This window comes from Brevundimonas kwangchunensis, assembly GCF_039523815.1.
In the GTDB taxonomy this organism is placed as follows: Bacteria; Pseudomonadota; Alphaproteobacteria; order Caulobacterales; family Caulobacteraceae; genus Brevundimonas; species Brevundimonas kwangchunensis.
Genome location: NZ_BAAAGA010000007.1, coordinates 79,507 through 101,291, shown reverse-complemented (window position 1 = coordinate 101,291; position 21,785 = coordinate 79,507). Strand labels below are relative to the sequence as shown.

General features: G+C 68.4%; 21 protein-coding genes. 6 read left to right on the top strand and 15 right to left on the bottom strand.

What is annotated here, in order from left to right; genetic code table 11:
• The first annotated feature begins 76 nt into the window (after positions 1-76).
• The 4 genes from ABDZ95_RS13920 (at position 77) to lexA (ending at position 3,445) form a co-directional block, all read left to right on the top strand.
• Positions 77-667: an anthranilate synthase component II gene (locus ABDZ95_RS13920; RefSeq protein ID WP_343794564.1), complete on the top strand. Its 591-nt coding sequence runs from the start codon at positions 77-79 to the stop codon at positions 665-667.
• Between the two features lie 154 nt (positions 668-821).
• Entirely contained in the window at positions 822-1,856 is a 1,035-nt protein-coding gene (gene trpD / locus ABDZ95_RS13915) for an anthranilate phosphoribosyltransferase (protein WP_343794563.1), read from the top strand.
• On the top strand, positions 1,853-2,647 hold the full coding sequence (gene trpC / locus ABDZ95_RS13910) for an indole-3-glycerol phosphate synthase TrpC (protein WP_343794562.1): 795 nt from the start codon (positions 1,853-1,855) through the stop codon (positions 2,645-2,647). Before trpD ends, trpC begins: the two co-directional genes overlap by 4 nt.
• A gap of 105 nt (positions 2,648-2,752) precedes the next feature.
• The gene (lexA, locus tag ABDZ95_RS13905) at positions 2,753-3,445 is read left to right on the top strand and encodes a transcriptional repressor LexA (protein ID WP_343794561.1); all 693 of its coding nucleotides are present in this window, start codon (positions 2,753-2,755) and stop codon (positions 3,443-3,445) included.
• Here lexA and ABDZ95_RS13900 read toward each other — a convergent pair.
• Positions 3,426-5,603, bottom strand: coding sequence for a ComEC/Rec2 family competence protein (locus ABDZ95_RS13900; RefSeq protein ID WP_343794560.1), 2,178 nt, complete (start codon positions 5,601-5,603; stop codon positions 3,426-3,428). The two genes, lexA and ABDZ95_RS13900, sit on opposite strands and share 20 nt — an antisense overlap.
• A gap of 7 nt (positions 5,604-5,610) precedes the next feature.
• On the opposite strand from ABDZ95_RS13900, the gene gltX reads away from it, so the two are divergent.
• Positions 5,611-7,035, top strand: a complete 1,425-nt coding sequence (gene gltX / locus ABDZ95_RS13895; protein WP_343794559.1) for a glutamate--tRNA ligase — start codon at positions 5,611-5,613, stop codon at positions 7,033-7,035.
• A 62-nt stretch (positions 7,036-7,097) separates the two neighbouring features.
• Entirely contained in the window at positions 7,098-8,399 is a 1,302-nt protein-coding gene (gltA, locus tag ABDZ95_RS13890) for a citrate synthase (protein WP_343794558.1), read from the top strand.
• Positions 8,400-8,466: 67 nt separating this feature from the next.
• On the opposite strand, the gene ABDZ95_RS13885 is transcribed toward gltA, so the two are convergent.
• The 14 genes from ABDZ95_RS13885 to uppS all read right to left on the bottom strand — a co-directional run.
• Positions 8,467-8,931, bottom strand: coding sequence for a hypothetical protein (locus ABDZ95_RS13885; protein WP_343794557.1), 465 nt, complete (start codon positions 8,929-8,931; stop codon positions 8,467-8,469).
• Between the two features lie 179 nt (positions 8,932-9,110).
• Positions 9,111-9,320: a cold-shock protein gene (locus ABDZ95_RS13880; protein WP_343794556.1), complete on the bottom strand. Its 210-nt coding sequence runs from the start codon at positions 9,318-9,320 to the stop codon at positions 9,111-9,113.
• A 152-nt stretch (positions 9,321-9,472) separates the two neighbouring features.
• A complete protein-coding gene (locus tag ABDZ95_RS13875; RefSeq protein ID WP_343794555.1) occupies positions 9,473-10,483 on the bottom strand; it encodes an FUSC family protein in 1,011 nt (336 codons plus the stop codon).
• Positions 10,484-10,485: 2 nt separating this feature from the next.
• Positions 10,486-11,661 (bottom strand): lipid-A-disaccharide synthase, encoded by a 1,176-nt coding sequence (gene lpxB / locus ABDZ95_RS13870; RefSeq protein WP_343794554.1) that lies wholly within the window; start codon positions 11,659-11,661, stop codon positions 10,486-10,488.
• On the bottom strand, positions 11,658-12,491 hold the full coding sequence (gene lpxI, locus ABDZ95_RS13865) for a UDP-2,3-diacylglucosamine diphosphatase (RefSeq protein ID WP_343794553.1): 834 nt from the start codon (positions 12,489-12,491) through the stop codon (positions 11,658-11,660). The genes lpxB and lpxI overlap by 4 nt, the downstream gene beginning before the upstream one ends.
• Positions 12,488-13,273, bottom strand: a complete 786-nt coding sequence (lpxA, locus tag ABDZ95_RS13860; protein ID WP_343794552.1) for an acyl-ACP--UDP-N-acetylglucosamine O-acyltransferase — start codon at positions 13,271-13,273, stop codon at positions 12,488-12,490. The genes lpxI and lpxA overlap by 4 nt, the downstream gene beginning before the upstream one ends.
• 1 nt (position 13,274) lies before the next feature.
• Entirely contained in the window at positions 13,275-13,742 is a 468-nt protein-coding gene (gene fabZ, locus ABDZ95_RS13855) for a 3-hydroxyacyl-ACP dehydratase FabZ (RefSeq protein WP_343794551.1), read from the bottom strand.
• A gap of 4 nt (positions 13,743-13,746) precedes the next feature.
• Positions 13,747-14,754, bottom strand: coding sequence for a UDP-3-O-(3-hydroxymyristoyl)glucosamine N-acyltransferase (gene lpxD, locus ABDZ95_RS13850; protein WP_343794550.1), 1,008 nt, complete (start codon positions 14,752-14,754; stop codon positions 13,747-13,749).
• A gap of 7 nt (positions 14,755-14,761) precedes the next feature.
• The gene (locus ABDZ95_RS13845; protein ID WP_343794549.1) at positions 14,762-15,346 is read right to left on the bottom strand and encodes an OmpH/Skp family outer membrane protein; all 585 of its coding nucleotides are present in this window, start codon (positions 15,344-15,346) and stop codon (positions 14,762-14,764) included.
• Positions 15,347-15,381: 35 nt separating this feature from the next.
• Positions 15,382-17,733, bottom strand: a complete 2,352-nt coding sequence (bamA, locus tag ABDZ95_RS13840; protein WP_425542999.1) for an outer membrane protein assembly factor BamA — start codon at positions 17,731-17,733, stop codon at positions 15,382-15,384.
• A 101-nt stretch (positions 17,734-17,834) separates the two neighbouring features.
• Complete coding sequence (locus ABDZ95_RS13835) at positions 17,835-19,049, bottom strand: M50 family metallopeptidase (RefSeq protein ID WP_343794547.1); 1,215 nt, start codon at positions 19,047-19,049, stop codon at positions 17,835-17,837.
• Between the two features lie 26 nt (positions 19,050-19,075).
• A complete protein-coding gene (gene dxr, locus ABDZ95_RS13830) occupies positions 19,076-20,272 on the bottom strand; it encodes a 1-deoxy-D-xylulose-5-phosphate reductoisomerase (protein WP_343794546.1) in 1,197 nt (398 codons plus the stop codon).
• Positions 20,269-21,084 (bottom strand): phosphatidate cytidylyltransferase, encoded by an 816-nt coding sequence (locus ABDZ95_RS13825; RefSeq protein WP_343794545.1) that lies wholly within the window; start codon positions 21,082-21,084, stop codon positions 20,269-20,271. The genes dxr and ABDZ95_RS13825 overlap by 4 nt, the downstream gene beginning before the upstream one ends.
• Positions 21,084-21,785, bottom strand: a 702-nt coding sequence (uppS, locus tag ABDZ95_RS13820) for a polyprenyl diphosphate synthase (protein WP_343794544.1), incomplete at its 5' end; no start/stop codon positions are given. The genes uppS and ABDZ95_RS13825, both read right to left, overlap by 1 nt.

Genomic DNA, 21,785 nt, shown 5'->3' with positions numbered 1-21,785 from the left:
GGGGCGGAATGGTTAACGCAGACTTACCGTCGTCGTCGCCTTGGCGCGGCGGAGCCCAGCCCCTAGAACCTCAGCCATGATCCTCGTCGTCGATAACTACGACAGCTTCACCTACAACCTCGTCCACTACCTCGCGGAGTTGGGCGCGGAGACGCACGTGGTGCGCAACGACGACCTGACGGCGGCCGAGGCGTGGGCGTTGAAGCCCGAGGCCGTGCTGCTGTCGCCCGGTCCGTGCTCGCCGAACGAGGCCGGGATCTGCCTGGAACTGCTGGCTACCGCGCCGCTGGACATGCCGATCTTCGGCGTCTGTCTGGGTCATCAGGCGATGGGACAGGCCTTCGGCGGCGACGTGATCCGCGCCAAGGCCCTGATGCACGGCAAGACCTCGCCGATCGAGCATGAGGGCAAGAGCGTCTTCGCCGGCCTGCCCTCGCCCTTCACGGCCACACGCTATCACTCGCTGGCGGTGAAGCGGGAGACCCTGCCGGACGTGCTGGAGGTCACCGCCTGGACCGCCGACGGCGAGATCATGGGTCTGGCGCACAGGACGCGCCCGATCCACGGCGTGCAGTTCCACCCGGAATCCATCGCCACCGAACACGGCCACGACCTGCTGGCCAACTTCCTCGATCTGGCGGGCGTGAAGCGCCGGGTGATGGTCTGATGCCTGTGCCTGTCCGCTCATCCCCGCGAAGGCGGGGATCCAGTGCATGCAATGATGCAGCACAGGCGCTTCGCAGCGCGCTCCGGGTAGGCCGTGCCCGGACGTTCCCGTCGCACTGGGTCCCCGCCTTCGCGGGGATGAGCGGAGGGAAGACGTGACCGACGTCAAATCCCTGCTGGCCGCGCTGGTCGACGGCAAGGTGCTGTCGGACGCCGATGCGCACGCCTTCTTCGCCGCCTGTCTGCGCGGCGAGCCGACCCCGGCGCAGGTGGCCGCCGCCGTGACCGCCTTGCGCATTCGCGGCGAAACGGTCGGCGAGATCGCCGCCTTCGCCACCGCCATGCGCGAGGCGGCGGTGACGCTGGAGCATCCGTGGGACGTCATCGACACCTGCGGCACCGGCGGCGACGGGCAGCACACCTTCAACATCTCGACTGCGGCCGCTCTTGTGCTGGCCGGGGCGGGGCTGAAGGTGGCCAAGCACGGCAACCGGGCGCTGAGCTCGAAGTCAGGATCGTCGGACGTGCTGTCGGTGCTGGGCGTCAACCTTCAGGCCAGCCAGAAGCAGCAACTGCGCGCGCTGGAGACGGCGGGCATCGCCTTCCTGTTCGCGCCTTCCTATCACGGGGCCATGCGCCACGTCGGACCGGTGCGGGCCGAGATCGGCTTCCGCACAGTGTTCAACCTGCTGGGGCCGCTATCGAACCCGGCGCGAGCGCGGCGGCAGGTGATGGGGGTCTATGATCCCCGTCTGCTGGAGCCGCTGGCCGAGGTGCTGGGCCGGCTGGGCGCGGTGCGCGCCTGGACCGTGCATGGACAGGGGCTGGACGAGTTGACCACCACCGGTCCGACCGAGGTGGCCGAGTGGAAGGACGGGTCGGTGCGCCGGTTCACCGTGACGCCCGAGGAGGCCGGCCTGCCGCGCGCCTCGCTGGACGCGATCCGCGGCGGCGACGCCGAGACGAACGCCGCGGCCCTGACCGCCCTGCTGGACGGACAGGCCGGCGCCTATCGCGATATCGTGCTGCTGAACGCAGCGGCGGCGCTGGTGGTGGCGGATCGGGCGGAGACGCTGGCGGAGGGCGCAGCTCTGGCCGCCGCCGTGATCGACGACGGACGCGCCGCACAGGCTCTCGCCGGGCTGGTCGCCGCCACCAACACGCCGATCGAGGAAGAGGAAACCGCATGACCGACGTGCTGGAGCGGATCGCGGCCTACAAGCGTGAGGATGTGGCGGCGCGGAAGGCCGCCGTGCCGCAGGACGCCGTCGAGGCCCGTGCTCGCGAAGCCTCGGCTCCGCGCGGGTTCCGGGCCGCGCTGGATCTGCATGTCGTGGAGACGGGCCGCCCCGCCCTGATCGCCGAGATCAAGAAGGCCAGCCCGTCCAAGGGGTTGATCCGGCCTGACTTCGACCCGCCGGCGCTGGCCAGGGCGTATGAGCGCGGCGGGGCGACCTGTCTGTCGGTGCTGACCGACGGGCCGAGCTTCCAGGGCGACGACGCCTATCTGGCCGCCGCCCGCGAGGCGGTCGCACTGCCCTGCCTGCGCAAGGACTTCCTCGTCGACCCATGGCAGGTGGCCGAGAGCCGGGCTCTGGGCGCGGACTGCATCCTGATCATCCTGGCGATGATCGACGACGCGCTGGCGGCCGAACTGCTGGCCGAAGCCGAGCGCTTCGGCATGGACGCCCTGATCGAGACCCACGACGAGGCCGAGATGGCCCGCGCGTGCAAGCTGGGCGGCGATCTGGTGGGCATCAACAACCGCTCGCTGCGGACCTTCGAGGTCGATCTGGGCGTGACGGAGCTGCTGTCGATCCTGAGCCCCGTGCGCGCGCTGCTGGTGGCCGAGAGCGGGATCTTCACGCCGGAGGACGTGCAGCGGGTCTCCGACGCCCATGCGCAGGCCGTGCTGGTCGGCGAAAGCCTGATGCGCCAGGACGACGTGGAAGCGGCGACGCGGGCGTTGATGGCGGTCTGACGGCTCGCTAACCGGTCCTTAACCGGAACACCTCAGGAACGGATTGTGGACGTTTGCGGTTTGTTCCGCTAGCGTTCCCGAAACGGGATTCGCCTCGAGGTCTCCATGCTCACGCGCAAACAGCACGAACTGCTGATGTTCATTCACGAACGGATTCAGGAGACCGGCGTGTCTCCGTCGTTCGACGAGATGAAGGAGGCGCTGGATCTGGCGTCCAAGTCGGGCATCCACCGGCTGATCACGGCGCTGGAGGAGCGGGGCTTCATCCGCCGCCTGGCCCACCGCGCGCGGGCGCTTGAGGTGACCAAACTGCCGGAGCAGGCGACGCAGGGCGCGCCGCGCGGCCATTCGGGCTTCAAGCCGGGCGTGATCGAGGGCGGCGGGCGTCCGAAGGTCGCCGAACCGGCCAACGACACGCGCGAACTGTCGCTGATGGGCAAGATCGCGGCGGGCACGCCGATCGACGCCATCGAGCACGAAACGGCCCGCTATCCGGTGCCGGAAGCCATGCTGGGCGCGGGCGAGCACTATCTTCTGGAGATCGAGGGCGACTCGATGATCGAAGCCGGCATCCTCAACGGCGACATGGTCATCATCAAATCGACCGAGAACGTGAACTCGGGCGAGATCGTCGTGGCATTGGTCGAGGGCGAGCAGGCGACGCTGAAGCGGCTGCGCAAGAAGGGTCAGTCGATCGCCCTGGAGCCCGCCAACCGCAACTACGAGACCAAGATCTACGGCGCCGATCAGGTAGCCGTGCAGGGCAAGCTGGTCGGACTCATCCGCCGGTATCACTAAGGCCGGCGTCGCCGTATCGGCTCCACGGCCGATCGCCGCGCACTTCCGACACCCACAGGGCCCGCCAGCGGTTCGCCGTTGCGGGCCCTTCGCGTTTCAGCTCCACCGCCCCGCCGCGAGCGAAGTCGACGCCATCGAGGACGAGGCGGGCCGAGCAGGCCTGCGGCAGGTCGCTGACCGGTGCGCGGACGGCGATCACGGGCGCGGACTGGCACAGGGCGGCCAGCTGATCCTCTGACGGCGCGCGACGGCCCCACCACAGGGCGACGGGGCCGGCCTGGGGCGTCGCGGGGGCGCAGGAGAAGCGGGTGCAGCTCCAGTCGTTCGGATCGCGCTCCACCGCCAGCACGCCGCGGCGGCGGGACCAGACGTCGACGGCAAACTGGCGCACGCCGGGGCGGACGACGGTGGCCTCACGGTCAGAGACGAAGGCGGCCTGGGTTCCGCCCTCCCCGATCCAGAGGTCCGGCGGCGCGGGGCGCGGCCACAGCAGGACGGCGCAGGCGAAGGGCAGGCCCAGCCAGCGCAACGGCCCTCGCCAGAGGCAGCAGAACAGCACGCCGAGAAAGGCCACCGGCAGGGCGGCGGCGGGGGCGCTGGCCACCGTCTGCACCGCGCCCGGCAAGGCCGCGACCCATTCGCCGACGGCCAGCAGCACGCCGATGCCCTGCGCGGCGATCCAGAGGAAGGGCGCGCCGAGGCCCAGAGGCTCCAGCACGGCGCCGAGCGCCAGCGCCGGCATGATGATGAAGTCGGACACCGGCGCGGTCGCGAGATTGGCGATCAGGCCGTACATGGCCGTGCGGTTGAAATGCTGCATGGCGAAGGGGCCGGTGGCCGCGCCGGCGACGAGGCTGGCCAGCACCGCGGCCCCGACCCAGGCGCCGGTGCGCTGGACGGCGAGAATGGCCAGAGGCGCGGAGATCTCGCGCGGACGACGGGGCCAGGCCTCGACGAGGGCCACGAGAGCGGCCGTGGCGGCGAATGACATCTGGAAGCCCGGGGTGACGATGGCCTCGGGCTGGAGCAGCAGGACGACGACCGCGGCGACGGCCAGGGCGTGCATGGTGATGGCCTGCCGGTCCAGCAGGATGGCCAGGAAGGCGATGGAGGCGGTGACGGCCGCCCGCTCGGCCGGCGGCGGGGAGCCTGACAGGATCAGATAGCCGCCGACCGCGATCAGCCCACCCACGGCGGCGATCTTCTTGCCCGGCGCGCGCAGGGCCAGCCACGGCCAGCAGGCGACCAACAGCCGGATCAGGAAGAAGCTGAAGCCGCCGACCACGGCCATGTGCAGACCCGAGATGGACAGGATGTGCGCCAGACCGGAGTCGCGCATCACCTCCATCTCCTCGGGATCGAGCCAGGCCTCGTGGCCCGTGGTCATGGCCGCGGCGACGCCGCCGGCCCGCTCGCCCTGCCGGGCCACGATCCGTTGGGCGAGGTCGTAGCGAAGCGCATTCACCGCCATGACGAATCGCAGGGTCCACGGCGCCGGCTCCAGCCAGGCCGGGCGGGTGTCACCGAGGGCGAAGGCGACCCCGCCCATGCGCTGGAAATACGCGCCACGACCAAAGTCGTAGGCGCCCGGCGCGGCCGGGGACGGCGGCGGGTTCAGGATGGCGAACAGGCGGATCGACTGTCCCGGTTCCGGCGCCTCGCCCCGCACGGTGGCGCGCAGGCGGACGGGCGTTTCCTCCGGCGAGAGCCCCCGGATGCGCACCGGTGCGAGGATGATCCGCGCGCCGGCCGCGCCCGGACTGTCGACATCCACGACCCAGCCCTCGATCACCGTCGGCGCCGTCATCGCCGGGGCGATCGGGGCGGAAACCGCCACGGCGCGGGCCTTGGCCGCCACGAGGCCGAGCGCGAAGCAAGCGACCAGCATCAGGGCCAGCCGCAGCGGTCGATGCACATGCAGCGCTCTGGCGGCGAGCCACAGGCCGACCGCAACGATGGCCACAACCGCCAGAGGCCAGAGCGCCGGTTCGGTCTTCAGCGCGAAATAGGTCGCGCAGCCGCCGCCGAATGCCACCGGCGTCCAGAGCCGCCAGCGGAGCTCCTGAGCCTCGATCTGGGTCCGGACGAAGGCCCGGATCCGCGCCGCCGGGGTGGGCTTTGCCGCGTGCGGGGGTATAAGGACGGCCCGATCGGACACGCCTGAAATGACCTCGCCTTCCTCCCCCAGCTCCGAAGTCGTCACACGCTTCGCCCCCTCGCCTACCGGCTACCTGCACATAGGAGGCGCGCGGACCGCGCTTTTCAACTTCCTGTTTGCACGCCGATACAACGGGAAGTTTCTCGTCCGCATCGAGGACACCGACCGGGAGCGCTCGACCGACGCCGCCGTGAAGGCGATTTTCGACGGCATGAGCTGGCTGGAGCTGTTCGCCGACGAGGAGCCGGTGTTCCAGTTCTCGCGCGCCGAGCGTCACCGCGAGGTGGCCAACCAGCTGCTGGAGAGCGGTCACGCCTATCGCGACTTCCTGACCGCCGAGGAGACCGGCGTGCTGCGCGACGAGGCCAAGGCCGGCAATACGCAGTTCGTCTCGCCCTGGCGCGACCGCGAGCCTGGCGTCGACGATCTGTCGAAGCCGCATACGGTGCGTTTCCGTCGCCCGCTGGATACGGCGGTGGTGGTCGATGACGCCGTGCAGGGCACGGTGCGCTGGGATTCCGCCGCGCTGGACGATCTGGTCATCCTGCGCTCGGACGGGGCGCCGACCTATAATCTGGCCGTGGTGGTGGACGACCACGACATGGGTGTGACCCACGTCATCCGCGGCGACGACCACCTGAACAACGCCGCCCGGCAGGCGCTGATCTATGACGCCTTGGGCTGGACCCGCCCGACCTTCGCGCACATCCCCCTGATCCACGGCCCGGACGGCGCCAAGCTGTCCAAGCGCCATGGCGCGCAGGCGGTGCACGAGTATGCCGAGATGGGCTATCTGCCCGAGGCAATGCGTAACTATCTGACCCGTCTGGGCTGGGCGCATGGCGACGACGAGCTGTTCTCGGACGAACAGGCGCGCCAGTGGTTCGATCTGGACGGCGTGGGCAAGGCCCCGGCCCGGCTGGACTTCGACAAGCTGGCCCACGTCAACAGCCATTGGATCCGGCTGGCGGACGACGACCGCCTGGCCAAGATGACCCTGGACGCGCACCTGTCGCGCGGCCACACGCTCGGCCCCGACGACGAGGCGCGCCTGCAGCGAGCCATGCCGTTCGTGAAGGACCGGGCCAAGACGACGCTCGAACTGGCCGACCAGACGGCCTTCGCGCTCAAGACCCGCCCGCTGGCGATCGACGACAAGGGCCGCGGCCTGCTGTCGGGCGAGAGCGGCGAGCGGATCGGCCGCCTGCGGGATCGGCTGAAACTGTTCGGCAGCTGGGACGTCTTCGCCCTGGACGCCGAACTCAAGGCCTTCGCCGAGGAAGAGGGCGTGGGCTTCGGAAAGATCGGTCCGGCGGTGCGTACAGCGCTGACCGGCGGGGCTGCATCACCTGACATCGCGAAAACGTTGGCGGCTTTGGGGCGAGAAGAAGCCTTGGGGCGCTTGGATGATGCGCTGCAACAGACTATCTGACTTTCACACGAAACGCGGTCCGTCGCCTCCCCGCGCGAGGCCGCAGATGACAAGGGGCTGATATGACTGAACAAGCCAAACCCGCCGGCACGGCGACCCTCACCTACGGCGACAAGACCGTAGATCTGCCGGTACTGGCGGGCTCGACCGGCCCCGATGTCATCGACATCCGCAAACTGTACGCCGGCACCGACGCCTTCACCTTCGATCCGGGCTTCACCTCGACGGCCGCCTGTGAATCGGCGCTGACCTTCATCGACGGCGACGAAGGCATCCTGCTGCACCGCGGCTATCCGATCGACCAGCTGGCGTCCAAGTCGAACTTCGTCGAGGTCTGCCACCTGCTGCTGCACGGCGAGCTGCCGACCGCGGCGCAGTACGAGGCGTTCGAGAACTCGATCACCATGCACACCATGCTGCATGCCCAGTTCGACCGCTTCTTCGAGGGCTTCCGCCGCGACGCCCACCCGATGGCGATCATGGTCGGCACGGTCGGCGCCCTGTCGGCCTTCTATCACGACAGCCTGGACATCCATGATCCGGTCCAGCGCAACATCTCGGCCATTCGCCTGATCGCCAAGATGCCGACGATCGCGGCCCGCGCGTACAAGTACCACATCGGCCAGCCGTTCATCTCGCCGCGCAACGACCTGTCGTACGCCGAGAACTTCCTGCGCATGTGCTTCGCCGTGCCGGCCGAGGACTATCAGGTCGATCCGGCCCTGGTTCGCGCCATGGACCGCATCTTCACCCTGCACGCCGACCACGAGCAGAACGCCTCGACCTCGACCGTCCGTCTGGCCGGCTCGTCGGGCGCCAACCCGTTCGCCTGTATCGCCGCCGGCATCGCCTGCCTGTGGGGCCCGTCGCACGGCGGCGCCAACGAGGAGGCGCTGAACATGCTCCAGGAGATCGGCACCCCGGACAAGATCCCGGAGTTCATCCAGGGCGTGAAGGACCGCAAGTACAAGCTGATGGGCTTCGGCCACCGCGTGTACAAGAACTACGACCCGCGCGCGAAGGTCATGCAGCAGTCGGCCTACGAGGTTCTGGCCGCCACGGGCCGCGAGAACGACCCGCTGTTCGTCGTCGCCAAGGAGCTGGAGAAGGTCGCGCTGAACGACGAATACTTCACCTCGCGCAAGCTGTTCCCGAACGTGGACTTCTACTCGGGCATCACCCTGTCGGCGATGGGCTTCCCGACCTCGATGTTCACCGTGCTGTTCGCCCTGGCCCGCACCGTCGGCTGGATCGCCCAGTGGCAGGAAATGATGGCCGACCCGGGCCAGAAGATCGGCCGCCCGCGTCAGCTGTACACCGGCCCGACGCAGCGCGACTATGTTTCGATCGACCAGCGCGGCTGATCGAAGACCACAGGCTGAAACGCGAAACGCCGGGGCGAAAGCTCCGGCGTTTTTTGTTGGGGATTGGTCAGTTCCCTTCAAGGCGTTCCAGCGCCCGCCGTAGTTGCCGAACAAGTCCGGCCCGCCCTCCCCGCACCATGAGCCAAGGAAGCACGACCATCTTGCCCAACTCGTTATGGATCTGGATCGTACCAATCGCCGCAGACATTTCCGATGGCCACCAGCGCCCACGCACAACGGTCTTGTAGCCTGCGAACTTGAGCATGCGGATCTCGTCGGAACGTATTCTGTAAAGCGCTCGCTCGGACAGGGCATGAACCAACTGAACAAGAGCGCCGAACAGCGCCAGAGAACACACGCTCGAGATGAATACCTTGGTAGCAGGCAGACCGTACAAGACCTGAATGGCCCGGCCGCCGCTCTCAGGCGCCTGATAGGCGATTGTGTAGAAAAGGACGCCAGCGGAAACCAGGACGCACACCACGACCTTCCAGACGGAGAACTGGACGTCGATCCAAGCCCTTCGCTCCATGAGGGCGGCTTCAGGTGTGCTCGAAGAGCTTTCCACTGACATAGCCTCCAGAAAATGCCTGCTCAGGCTATCCCGATGGTCGCCGACGGCAAGCCGTGGCCCAGGGCAATTCGCGTGATACGAAAAACGCCGGAGCTTTCGCCCCGGCGTTTCCCTAATCAGATCAGCGGTGAGGCTGATTAGATCGTTTGCAGTTGAACGGCCGATTCCTTGCCGCTGCGGCGATCGCGTTCCAGCTCGAACGAAACCTTCTGGTTGTCGTCCAGGCCGCGCAGGCCAGCGGCCTCGACAGCGCTGATGTGGACGAAGACGTCCTTGCCGCCGTCATCCGGCTGGATGAAGCCGTAACCCTTGGTGCCGTTGAACCATTTAACAGTGCCGGTAGCCATTTCCTGAACTCCGTTGGCGTCGGCCCATGGAACGATTTCCCTGGGCCTGTCGGGTCTATGGAAACGGAAAACCTCAATGCGTCGCAGAGAAGATGGCGTTACGCAGAGATATCGACCGGCTCCCTATGACGGCAGAATGCGGCGGCCGCAAGTCATTCGTTTGCGACAGACTTCCGCGAGATGAGGTGCAGGTCGCGGAAACGGGCGATCAGATCGTCGAGGTCGCGGTGGATGTGGGTCAGCCCGATGGCCGCCGCGCCGCGCGCCAGATCGCCGTCCTCGCCGCCCAGTTTCAGGGCCGGATCGGGGTCGCCGAGCATGTCGGTCGCCTCGCCGCGCGACAGGGCTTCCAGACGGATCACAGCGCCGCGCGAAGCCATCTCCCACGGACCGAGCCGGTCCATCGCGGCCGGAGCCTGGAAGCCGCGCCCAAGGATGACGATGTCGCTTCGCACCCGCCAGAAGGTCCGCACCAGCGCCCCGCGGTCGGCGGTTTCCTTCTGGGCGCCGGGCAGATCGATGACGCTGGCGGCCGCCTGACCCAGCCCGTCCAGCCGCTTCTTGAGGTCGGCGTGGCGACGCGAGAGCTCTGCGCCGTCGGCAGCCTCTCCCTGCATGACCAGATCGAGCAGGGCCGCGGCCTTGCCCGCCGCCTCGCGCGCCTGAAGGCTGAAGGTCTGGCGGGCATGGCGTGGAAACAGCAGCAGGATGGCGATGACGCCGACGCCGCTGCCGACGAGAATCTCCATGACCCGGTCCAGAGCCAGTTGGGCCGGCCCTTCGGGGCCTGCGCCGCCGGCGATGACGATGGCCGCCGTCACCGGCGCGATCTTCAGCCACGGACGCCCCGTTGCGAAGAAAGCAAGGCCTGCGGTGGCCATGGCGAGGGTCGCCATCATCCAGTTCACGCCCTCGGGCCGGACGAAGGCCACCAGCCCGCCGACGACAGCTCCGGCCAGGGTGCCGATCGCCCGGTCGCGGGCCACGGTTAGCACGCCGCCGCCGACGCTGGTCTGGATGACCACGATGGCGGAGATCACGCTCCAGTAGGGATGCGGCAGGCGCAGGGCCGTTGCGAAATAGAAGGCGACGACGGCGCCAACGGCGATCTGAAGGGCGGCGCGGACCTCGGCGGCCCGTCGAGGGCTGAGCATCCGCGCCATGGTCAGGTCCGGGCCGCCGCCCTGCCCGCGATCACCCGCAGCACGGCGTCGGCGGAGATTTCGGAGGGGTCGCGTCCGCCGCGGCCCATCAGGTCCAGGGCCGCCGTCTGGCGGTCGGCCTGTTCGCGACGCGCGGCCGGGTCGGACAACAGCCGGCGAGCCTCGGCGACAAATTTCTCGGGCGTGGCGTCGGTCTGGATCAGCTCGCGGGCGATCTCGGCGTCGGCGGCGTGGTTGAACAGGGTCGCGTACTTGCCGGTGAAGAACGGCTTCATGATCGCATAGCTGAGCGGCTGGAAGCGGTAGCCGATGATCATGGGCGCGCCGGCCAGCGCCAGTTCGGTCGAGACCGTGCCGGAGGTCGCCAGGGCGACGGTGGCGGCCTTCATCGCGTCGTACTTCTCGGCCTCGGAGACCAGATGCACGCGGAAGGGCCAGGTGGCGACGCGGCCGGCGACGTCGTCGGCCACGGTGCCGGCGGCGATGACGGCGATCTCGAGCGCGGGGTTCTCCTGCTTGAGCCGCGCGACCGCGCCCTCGAACACCGGCGTCATCAGGCGGATCTCGGACGGGCGGCTGCCCGGCAGGACCAGCAGCAGGTCGGCGTCCGGCGCAATGCCGCGGCGAGCGCGGAAGGCGGCCGGGTCGGCCCCCGACATGTCGACGTGCAGGGCCTGGGAGCCGACGACGGTCGTGGCCAGCCCCTCCTTCTCGAACCAGGGGGCGTCGAAGCTGTATAGGGCCAGCAGGTGGTCGACCGAGGCCGCCAGCGTCTTCGCCCGACCGGGGCGCGAGGCCCAGACCTGCGGGCCGACGTATTTGATCAACGGGACGCCCGGCAGCGCCTCTTTCAGCGCCTTGGCCACCCGGATGGTGAAACCCCAGCTGTCGATCAGGACCACTGCGTCCGGCTTCTCGGCCACGGCCTGCGCGACGGTGTCTGCGACCCGGCGTTTGACCAGACCGTAGGCCTTCAGGCCCTCCAGCCAGCCGAGGATGGACAGTTCGGCGATGTCGAACGGGCTGGCGACGCCCTCGGCGGCCATCTTCGGCCCGCCGACGCCGACGAAGACGACGTCCGCGCCCAGCCGGGCCTTCAACGCCTTCGCCAGACCGGCGCCCAGCGCGTCGCCCGAAGCCTCGGCGGCGACCAGCATGATCTTCAGCGGCCGGCTCATCGGGTCTCGCCCCAGACGAACAGGCCCAGCCGATCGGCGGCTTCCACCAGCGCCGCCCGGTCTATCAGGATCAGCTTGCCAGAGACCCCGCCCACGCCGGCCAGACCGGCGGCGGCGGCCATCTCTATGGTGCGCGCGCCCATGACCGGCATGTCGACCCGCAGGTCCTGAATGGGCTTGGGCGCCTTGCCCAGCGCGCCCTTGCGGTCGGAGGCCGAGCCGCGCAGGTCAGCCGGCAGGCCGGCGACGCGCATCAGCATGGCGTCGGTGCCCTCCTGCGCCTCGACCGCCAGCACGAGGCCGTCGCAGACGACGGCGCCCTGGCCGATATCCAGCTCGCCGGACTTCTCGGCGACGTGCAGCGCCTTCTTGAGGTCGGCGAGCTGGCTCTCCGTGGGGTGCACCCTGCCCAGCGCGCCGGCCGGCAGTGTCTCGCCGCCCAGGATGTCGTCCGCGCCTTCCACGGCGAAGCCTTCGGCCTCGAACACCGACAGGATCTTCCGCAGCAGGGCGTCGTCGCCCTTGGTCGCCGCCGCGATGATGCCGGGCAGGACGGTCGCGCCCTTGAAGTCGGGTTTCAGGGTCTTGAAGTCCGGGCGGCTGACGGTGCCGGCAAGGCAGACGGCCTGACAGCCGGCCTTCTTCATGGCCGTCAGCACCTTGCCGATCTCGGCCATGCCGGCGTCGATGCCGGGATAGTGGGCCAGATGCGGGTCGGCGAAGCCGGCGAGGCGGACGATGAAGACCGGGCGCCCCTCGGCCTCGCAACGCGCCGCGACCGACAGGGGCAGAGCTCCGCCGCCGGCGATAAGGCCCAGCTTGCCGCTCATTTTTCTGGAAGCGCGACCGGGCGCCGGGTGTCTTCACGGATGAAGGCGATAATCTCCTGGATCTCGGGCAGGTCGGCATAGGCCTCGGCAGCCTTGTCCAGACGCTCCGAGAACAGGCCCTCGGCCTCGAAGATGTCGCGGTAGGCGGCCAGCAGGCGACGCACCGCATCCTTGCCGTAGCCCTTCCGCTTCAGCCCGATCAGGTTCAGCCCGTGCAGGCGGACGTGGTTCCCCCAGGCCGAGCCGTAGGGAATGATGTCCCGCGTGACCGCCGACAGGCCGCCGACGATGGCGCCCTGCCCCACCCGGCCGAACTGGTGCACCGCCGCCAGACCGCCGAGGAAAACCTTGTCGCCGACGCGGACGTGACCGCCCAGGGTGGCGTTGTTGGCGAAGGTGACATTGCTGCCGACGATGCAGTCGTGGCCGATGTGGGCGCCGGTCATGAACAGGCAGTTGTCGCCGATGGTGGTCAGCTTGCGGTCGCCCGGCGTGCCCCGGTTGAAGGTCGAGTGTTCGCGGATGGTGTTGCCCGCGCCGATCTCCAGCGCCACCGGCTCGCCCTTGTAGCCGCCGTGCTGCGGATCGCCGCCCATGACGCAGAAGGGGTGGATGGTGGTGCCGGCGCCGACCGTGGTGTCCTGCTGGATCACGACATGGCTGGCGACGCGGACGCCCTCGGACAGGACGACGTTCGGGCCGACGATGCTCCACGGCCCGATCTCGACGCCGTCGGCCAGTCGGACGCTGGCGTCGACCTGGGCTGTGGGATGGATGGCCATGTCAGGTCGCCGGCTGGTCCACGGTCACGACCATGGCCATGAACTCGGCCTCGGCCGCCAGCTTGCCGTCGATGAAGGTCTCGCCGCGGAACTTGTAGGCGTCGCCGCGGGCGCGGGTCACCTTGACCTCCATGCGCAGCTGGTCGCCCGGGCGCGCCGGCTTGCGGAAGCGCACGCCGTCGATGGACATGAACATGATGACCTTGTCGGCCACCGCAACGTCCATGGTCTTGGACATCAGCAGAGCGCCGGTCTGGGCCATGGCCTCGACGATCAGCACGCCCGGCATGACCGGATCGATCGGGAAGTGGCCCGGGAAGAAGGGCTCGTTGTGGGTGACGTTCTTGATGCCGGTGATCGAGGTGGCCGGCACGAAGTCCTCGGCCTTGTCGACGAGCAGGAAGGGATAACGGTGCGGCAGGCGCCGCATCACCTCGGCGTAGTCGATGTTGCCCGTATCCTCGGCCATGGGCCTACTCCTTGTCGTCTCTCTTCTTCGCTGCCTGTTTGGACACCCAGACGGTTTCACGCAAGAATTGACGAATGGGTTTCGCGGGATAACCCGACCATGTCTCGCCCGGCGGGATGTCCGCCAGCAGGCCTGCGCCGCCTGCGACCCGGGCTCCGGCGCCGATCTTCAGGTGGTCGCCGATGCCGGCCTTGCCGCCGAAGATGACCCCGTCGCCGACGACGACCGAGCCGGAAATGCCGGTGTGGGCGGCGATCAGGCAGTTGCGGCCGATGACGCAGTTGTGGGCGATCATGACCAGATTATCGATCTTGGTGTTCTCGCCGATGACGGTGTCGTCATAGGCGCCGCGGTCGATGCAGGTGTTGGCGCCGACCGTGACGTTGTCCTGGATGATCACCCGGCCCAGCTGGGGCACGTCGATCGGGCCGGTGCGGCCGCCGGCGGCGCCGAAGCCGGCCTCGCCGATGCGAACGCCGGCGTAGAGCTTCACCCGGTCGCCGATCAGGGCAAAGCCGACTGTGACGTTGGAGCCGATCACGCAATCGCGGCCGATCTGGACGCCCGACGCGATCACGGTGTTGGCGCCGATGCGCGAGCCACGGCCGATGCGAACGCCCTGCCCCAGCACGACGCCCGGTTCGATGACGACGCTATCGTCCTCGGCGGCTTCGGCGGAAGTGATGGCGGTCAGGGGGATGGAGCGATGCAGTAGCATCGAGGCCTCGGCCCAACTGGCCTGCGGCGTTGGCGAAACCAGCACGGAGGCGTCGGCCGGAGCATGGTCAGCAGCGGCGGCCGGCACGATCACGCAGCCGGCGGCGGTGTCCTTGAGAGCCTGGACGAACTTGCGGTCGCCCATGAAGGCGACATCGCCGGATCCGGCGGATCCGAGAGGTGCGACGGCGGAGACCTTCCGGTCTCCGCCGCGCAGGACTTCGGCTCCGATCCGCTGCGCCAGCGCCGCGACGTCCAGCGCGGGCAGGCTTTCGAAAAAGCGCGGATCGGGCATCAACGACTTACTGCTGCGCCGGCAGCGGCATACGGTTGAAGGCCGGCAGGGTCGGCAGGGCCTGGTTGAGGCGCTGCAGGATCAGATCGGTCACGTCCATGGCCGGGTTGCCGATGAAGACCGAGCTGCGGTCCAGCAGGATGCTGCAGCTGCGCTCCTGATAGACGGCGGCGATGATCGGGCTGGCGGCGTTGCCGATGGTCTGCGTCTGCATGGCTTCGGTGTAGCGCAGCTCCTGCTCGCGGGTCTGCTCCAGCTGCTGGGCTTCTTCCAGACGCTGCTGCCAGGCGCGGCGACGGCTGCCGTCCGGATCGGCGGCTTGGCCGCCCTGCTGCAGTTGCTGGGCTTCGCTCTGGATGTTGGCGGCGTAGGGCTGCAGTTCGCCGCGCACTTCCTCGGCGAGGCGTTGCAGGCCGGTTTGCAGGGCCTGGCCGGCGGTCGACTGGGCCAGTACGCGCTGCGGGTTGTAGATGCACAGACCGGCGATGGCCGGGCCGTGGTTGACGGTCGGCTGGGCCGGGGCGTTCTGTGCCGAAGCAGCGCCGGCGATGAGGATGGCGGCGGCGAAAGCGCCGATGGCGAGGAGTTTCATGGTCAGGCCTTGCAGTGCGGGACTTGGTTCCGCGATCAGAATTGGGTGGAGGTGGAGAAGCGGAAGCTTTCGGTCTTGTCGTAATCTTCCTGACCGAGAACCTTGCTGATGTCGAAGCGGATTGGCCCCATCGGCGAGCGCCAGTGGATGCTTACGCCGGCGGAAGCGCGCAGGGCCAGGTCATCGATGATGCTCGAGTCAGGCAGACCGGTCGAGGTGACCGTGTAGCGGTCGTCCAGAACGCCCAGCGTACCCACGTCGGTGAATAGCGAGGTCCGGATGCCGTATTCTTCCGGCAGATAGTTCGGAACCGTCAGCTCCAGCGAGCCGATGACGTAGAAGTTGCCGCCCAGGGCGTCGGTCGTGGTCAGGTCGCGCGGCCCCATGCCGGCGGTCTCGAAGCCGCGGAAGCTGTTGCCGCCCTTGAAGAAGCGGTCGTTGATCCGGATCGGATCACCGCCCCAGCCCGACACATAGCCGGTCGAGGCCGTCGCCGTGACGACCCAGGCGGGCGAGATGCCCCAATAGGCCGAGATGTCGGCTTCGGTCTTGATGTAGTTCACGTCGCCGCCGATGCCGGCGAAGTCCTGACGCAGCGAGCCGGTCCAGCCGCGGGTCGGACGCACCGGATCGTTCCGGCGATCGACCAGCAGGGTGTAGCCCGCCGACGAGTTGATGAAAGAACCGACCTGATCGCACAGGGCGGTCGAGCCGCTGCCGTTAGTGCCGCAGTAGTTCGACGGAACGATGATCTCGTCCGACTTCAGGAAGTAGCGCGTGCTGAGCAGGGTGAAGCCGTTCAGCGGGTAGGACAGACGCACGCCGCCGCCGGTCGAGCGGTAGTCGTACGACGAGTACTCCGACAGATCGTAGCGCGAGTGGAAGGCGTCGAAGCCGGCGCGCAGGTCGCGGCCGAGGAATTTCGGCTCGGTGAAGCGGAAGTCGATCTGCTGACGCAGCGAACCCCACTCCAGACGGGCGACCACGTTCTGGCCGCGGCCGCGGAAGTTCCGCTCGGTGATGCCCAGGTTCAGCACGAAGGAGTCGACCGAGCTGAAGCCGGCGCCGACGGACAGTTCGCCGGTCGGCTGTTCGGTCACGGTGACATTGACCACCGAACGATCCGGGGCCGAGCCACGGGCCTCCTCGACGGTCACGTCCTTGAAGAAGCCCAGACCACGCAGGTTGTTGCGCGAACGCTCCAGCAGGGTGCGGTTGAAGGCATCGCCCTCGCTCAGCATCATCTCGCGACGGATGACGTTGTCCAGGGTGCGGGTGTTGCCCACGACGTTGATGCGATCGACATAGACCCGCTGGCCTTCGCGGACGCGGAAGGTGACGTCCACCGTGTCCGTCTCGGGATTGGCGGTGTACTCGGGATCGATCTCGACGAAGGCGTAGCCGGCCGAACCGGCCGCGAACGTCAGGGCGTCGACGGCCGACTCGATCTTGTCGCTCTCGTACAGGTCGCCCGAGCGGATCGGCAGCAGTGCGCGCAGGAAGTCGGCGTTCAGGCGGTCGTTCTCGGTGACCACAGTGACTTCGCCGAAGTTGTACCGATCACCCTCGTCCACCGTGAAGGTGATGGCGAAGGCGCTGTCGTCCGGCGACAGCTCACTGATACCCGAAACGACGCGGAAATCGTAGTAGCCGCGGTTGGTGTAGAATTTCCGCAGTTGCTCGCGGTCGTAGTCCAGACGGTTCGGGTCGTAGTTGTCGGTCGAGCTGAACAGGCGCCACCACTGGCTCTGCTTGGTGACCATGACCTCGCGCAGGTCATTGTCCGAGAAGGCGCTGTTGCCGAGGAAGGTGATCGAGCGCACGCCGGTCTCGGGGCCTTCGGTGATCTCGAAGACGACGTCGACGCGGTTCTGGTCCAGCTGAACGATCTTCGGCGTCACGGTGGCGGCGATACGGCCCGACAGGCGGTACAGTTCGACGATCTTGCCGACGTCTTCCTGGATGCGGGCGCGGGTGTAGATGCCACGCGGCTTGAGCGTGACTTCCTCGTTCAGCTTGTCGTCGCCGATGGCGCTGTTCCCCTCGAACACCACCTGGTTGATGATCGGGTTCTCGACGATCTCGACGATCAGATCGCCGTTGGGCTGCACGCCCAGTTGCACGTCGGCGAACAGCTGGGTGCGGACGAGGGTACGGACCGCGACGTCCAGCACCGCGGCGTCGATCGTGTCGCCCGGCTGGATCGGCAGATAGGACAGGACCGTCGTCTGATCGATGCGCTGGTTGCCGCGCACGAGGATGCGGTTGATCGTGGCGCGTTGTGCCTGGGCGGCTTCCTGGGCCTCGGCGGGCGCGGCGATCGGCTCCCCGGGCTGGATGGCCGGGGCGGTCTGGGCCAGCGCCGGACCGGCAAGGCCGGCAGCCATGGCGAGGGCCAGGAGGCTCGGGCTCAGGGTCCGGGCGAAACGGAGGGCGGACGCGTCGTTTTGAATCATTCGGGAAACCATCGGGGGCTGGCGTCGGCTCATCATGCGAGCCCGCCGAGGAATTTGAACAGGCTCAGCTTCTGCAGGTCGTTCCAGGTTGCGAACAACATCAATCCAGCCAGCAAAGCAAGACCGACCCTGTAGCCGAGCTCCTGAACACGAGCGGGGACTGGCCGGCGCGCCACAGCCTCATAGCCGTAGAACACCAGATGCCCCCCATCGAGAACGGGAATCGGAAGCAGATTAACAATACCCATTCCGATCGAAACTATGGCGGCGAACTGAAGAAGATGCAGCGCGACGTTGGCGGCGACCAGTCCGACGGGGGCCTCGACCGAGGCTGCGGCGTTGGTGATGCCGCCCGCGGCGCGCGCGATGCCGACCGGACCGTTCAGCAGATCGCCGGATTCCTTGCCCACGAAGATGCGGCCCAGGTAGCGGAAGGTGCTGCCGACGATCAGGTTCATCCGCTCGACGCCCTTCCCGGCTGCTTCCAGCGGATTCAGGCGGTTGTAGTGATAATCCTGCGGCAGCGGCCTCAATTCCAGCCCTATGCGGGCCACGCGAATGCGGCCCGCGATGGGGTCGTTCTCGAAACGACGCTCCGGCGTGGCGGTCAGCGTCAGGATCTGCGTCCCGCGCTCGACCGTGAAGATCAGCGCGTCGCCGGCGCTGAGCATGACGTGATTGGTCACCGTCTCGGCCTCGGACACCGCGCGGCCGTTGAGCGCGGTGATCAGGTCGCCGCGCTGGAAACCGGCCTGCGCCGCCGGGGAACCCGCCACGACGTTATAGACGCGTGGGCCGACGACCTGTTCGCCGATCACGCTGAACAGTACCGTCAGCAGGGCGATCGCCAGCAGGAAGTTGGCGACCGGACCGGCCGCCACGATCAGCGCGCGCTGCCAGACCGGCTTGAAATGGAAATAGTCGCGCTCGGCGCCCGGGCCGTGCTCGGCGATCACGCGCGACTTCAGCTCGGCCAGACCGGCCTGATCCGGCACGCTGGAGGCGTCCAGATCGCCGGAGAATTTCACATAGCCGCCCAGCGGAAGCCAGGCGATGCGCCATTCGACGCCACGCTTGTCGGTCCGGCTGACGATCGTCTTGCCGAAGCCGATCGAGAACCGGTCGATCTTCACGCCAAAGGCGCGCGCGACCCAGAAATGGCCCAGTTCGTGGATCGTGACGATGAACGTCAGGACCAGCAGGAACGGCACGATGTAGATCAGCGCCTGGCCGAGAAAGCCCATCATTCCGCCAAGGGTCCCCTACGCCTGTCTCAGGCCGCTGCCGCGAAGCCCTGGACGATCGATTCAGCCGCCCGCCGCGCCTGCGCGTCCACGGCCAGAGCCGCGTCGCATGCACTGTCGGAACAGGAATCCACCCCCGGGGCGGTCACGCGCGACAAGGTGTCGGCGACGACTGCGGCAATATTGAGAAACGCCAGACGCCGGTCAAGGAAGGCCAGCGCCGCCACCTCGTTGGCCGCGTTGAACACGATGGGCGCCGAGCCGCCGGCCTGCAACGCCTGACGGGCCAGTCCGAGCAACGGGAAGCGGGCCTCGTCGGGCGCCTCGAACGTCAGCCTGCCCAGCGCGGCGAGGTCCAGCTTCGGCGCGGGCCAGGCGATCCGGTCGGGCCAGGCCAGGGCGCAGGCGATCGGCGTCTTCATGTCCGGTGGACCCATCTGGGCCAGGGTCGAGCCGTCGACGTACTCGACGAGGCTGTGAATGATAGATTCCGGGTGCACCACCACGTCGATCCGCTCGGCCGGGGTGTCGAACAGATAGGCCGCCTCGATCATCTCAAGGCCCTTGTTGGCCATGGTGGCGCTGTCGACCGAGATTTTGGCGCCCATGCTCCAGTTCGGGTGGACGACGGCCTGTTCGGGCGTGATCGCGGCCATGGCGGCCTTGGGCGTGGTGCGGAACGGGCCGCCGGAGGCGGTCAGCACCAGCCTGGCCACCTGTTCGGGCGCGCCGTGCGGGAAGACCTGGAAGATGGCCGAATGCTCGGAATCGACCGGCAGCAGCCGTCCGCCGGCCCGCTTGACCCGTTCGATCAGCGACGGGCCGCAGCAGACGAGGCTTTCCTTGTTGGCCAGGGCCAGCGTCGCGCCCGTCCCGGCGGCGGCCCAGGCGGAGCGCAGACCGGCAGAGCCGACGATGGAGGCCATGACCCAGTCGGCGGGGCGTTGCGCGGCCTCGACGATCGCCTCGTGCCCGGCGGCGGCCTCGACCCCCGTGCCGGCGAGGGCGTCGCGCAGTTCGTTCAGGCGGGCCGGATCGGCGGTGACGGCGACCTTCGGCTTCCAGCGGCGGGCCTGTTCGGCCAGACGGGCGATATTGGCGCCGCCGGTCAGGGCCTCGACCTCGAAGGCCCCTGCCCCGCTCGCCTCGGTCTGGGCCATCAGGTCCAGCGTCGAGCAGCCGACCGATCCGGTCGACCCCAGCACGGTGATGCGGCGGCGGATCATCCCGCGCGCTCCGCCATCAGCATGATCAAACGGCCGCAGGCGACCACGACGGCCGCAAACATCAGGCCGTCCACGCGATCCAGCAGACCGCCGTGGCCCGGGATCAGATTGCCGGCGTCCTTCACGCCATAGCGGCGCTTCAGGGCGGATTCCCACAGATCGCCGGCCATGGTGGCGATGGCGGTGGCCAGACCGAGGACCGCGCCCCAGACGATGCCGAGCCCCATGTCGAACAAGGTCGCCATCAGGGCGCCGGCGACCATGCCGGCCGTCAGTCCGCCGATGAAGCCGGACCAGGTCTTGTTGGGCGAGAAGCGCGGCCACAGCTTGGGGCCACCAACCGTCGAGCCGACCAGATAGGCCATGATGTCCGACGACCAGGCGATGACGAAGGCGAAGACGGTCCAGTACAGGCCGACATCGCTGGAGCCGTCGCGCAGCCAGATCAGCAGCACCGCCGGCCAGCCGAGGTAGAGAACGCCATAGGAGGCGTCGAGCGCCTCCTGCCCCCGGCTGCGGGCGAACAGGCCGGCGGCGACGGCGCAGAAGACCAGCATCACCAGCGACAGGGACAGTTGCTCGATGTGTGCCGCGATCATCGCCGCGAACAGGCCGAACGCCACCGCCCCGGCCATGACACGCCAGGCCTTCTGGGCGCTCATCATCGCCCACTCTACGGCCAACAGGGCGCAGGCGGCCATCATCAGGCCGAGGAACCAGACGCCCCCGGCCCAGATGCCGAGCACGGCCGCCGGCGCCAGCACCAGCGCCGACGCCGCCCGGATTCCGATTTCCCCGGCCTTGACCGCCATCAGGCCACCGCGTCGGCCGGACGGCCGCCGTAGCGACGATCGCGCTGCCTGTATTGCGCGACCACGTCAGCGAGGGCTTCCGGCCCGTAGTCGGGCCAGAGGATGTCCTGGTAGACGAACTCGGCGTAGGCGGCTTCCCACAGCAGGAAGTTCGACAGCCGGCGCTCGCCCGAAGTGCGCACGATCACGTCCACCGGTGGGCCGCCCGCGGTCGACAGGCCGGCGCCGAGCGACTCCTCGTCCAGCGGGCCGACGACCTCTCCAGCCTGCAGTTTCTCGACGTAGGCCCGCGCGGCATCGACGATGTCGGCCCGGCCGCCGTAGTTGAAGGCGACCTGCAGCAGGAATTTGGAGTTATGGCCGGTCTGGACCTCGGCCCGGTCGGCGATGTCTGCGATGTCTTTCGGCAGCCCCTCGCGGCGGCCCAGAACCCGCAGACGCACGCCGGCCTTCTCGAGGCGCTTCAGGTCGCTGGCCACATAGCTGCGGACCAGACCCATGAGGTCCGAGACTTCCTCGGTCGAGCGGTTCCAGTTCTCGGTCGAGAAGCCAAACACAGTCAGGCAGCTGATGCCCAGCTTCGGGGCGGCCTCGATGGTGCGTTTCAGGGCCTGGACGCCCTCGCGGTGGCCGACCGCCCGGGGCAGGCCGCGCGCCGCCGCCCAGCGCCCGTTGCCGTCCATGATGATGGCGACATGCAG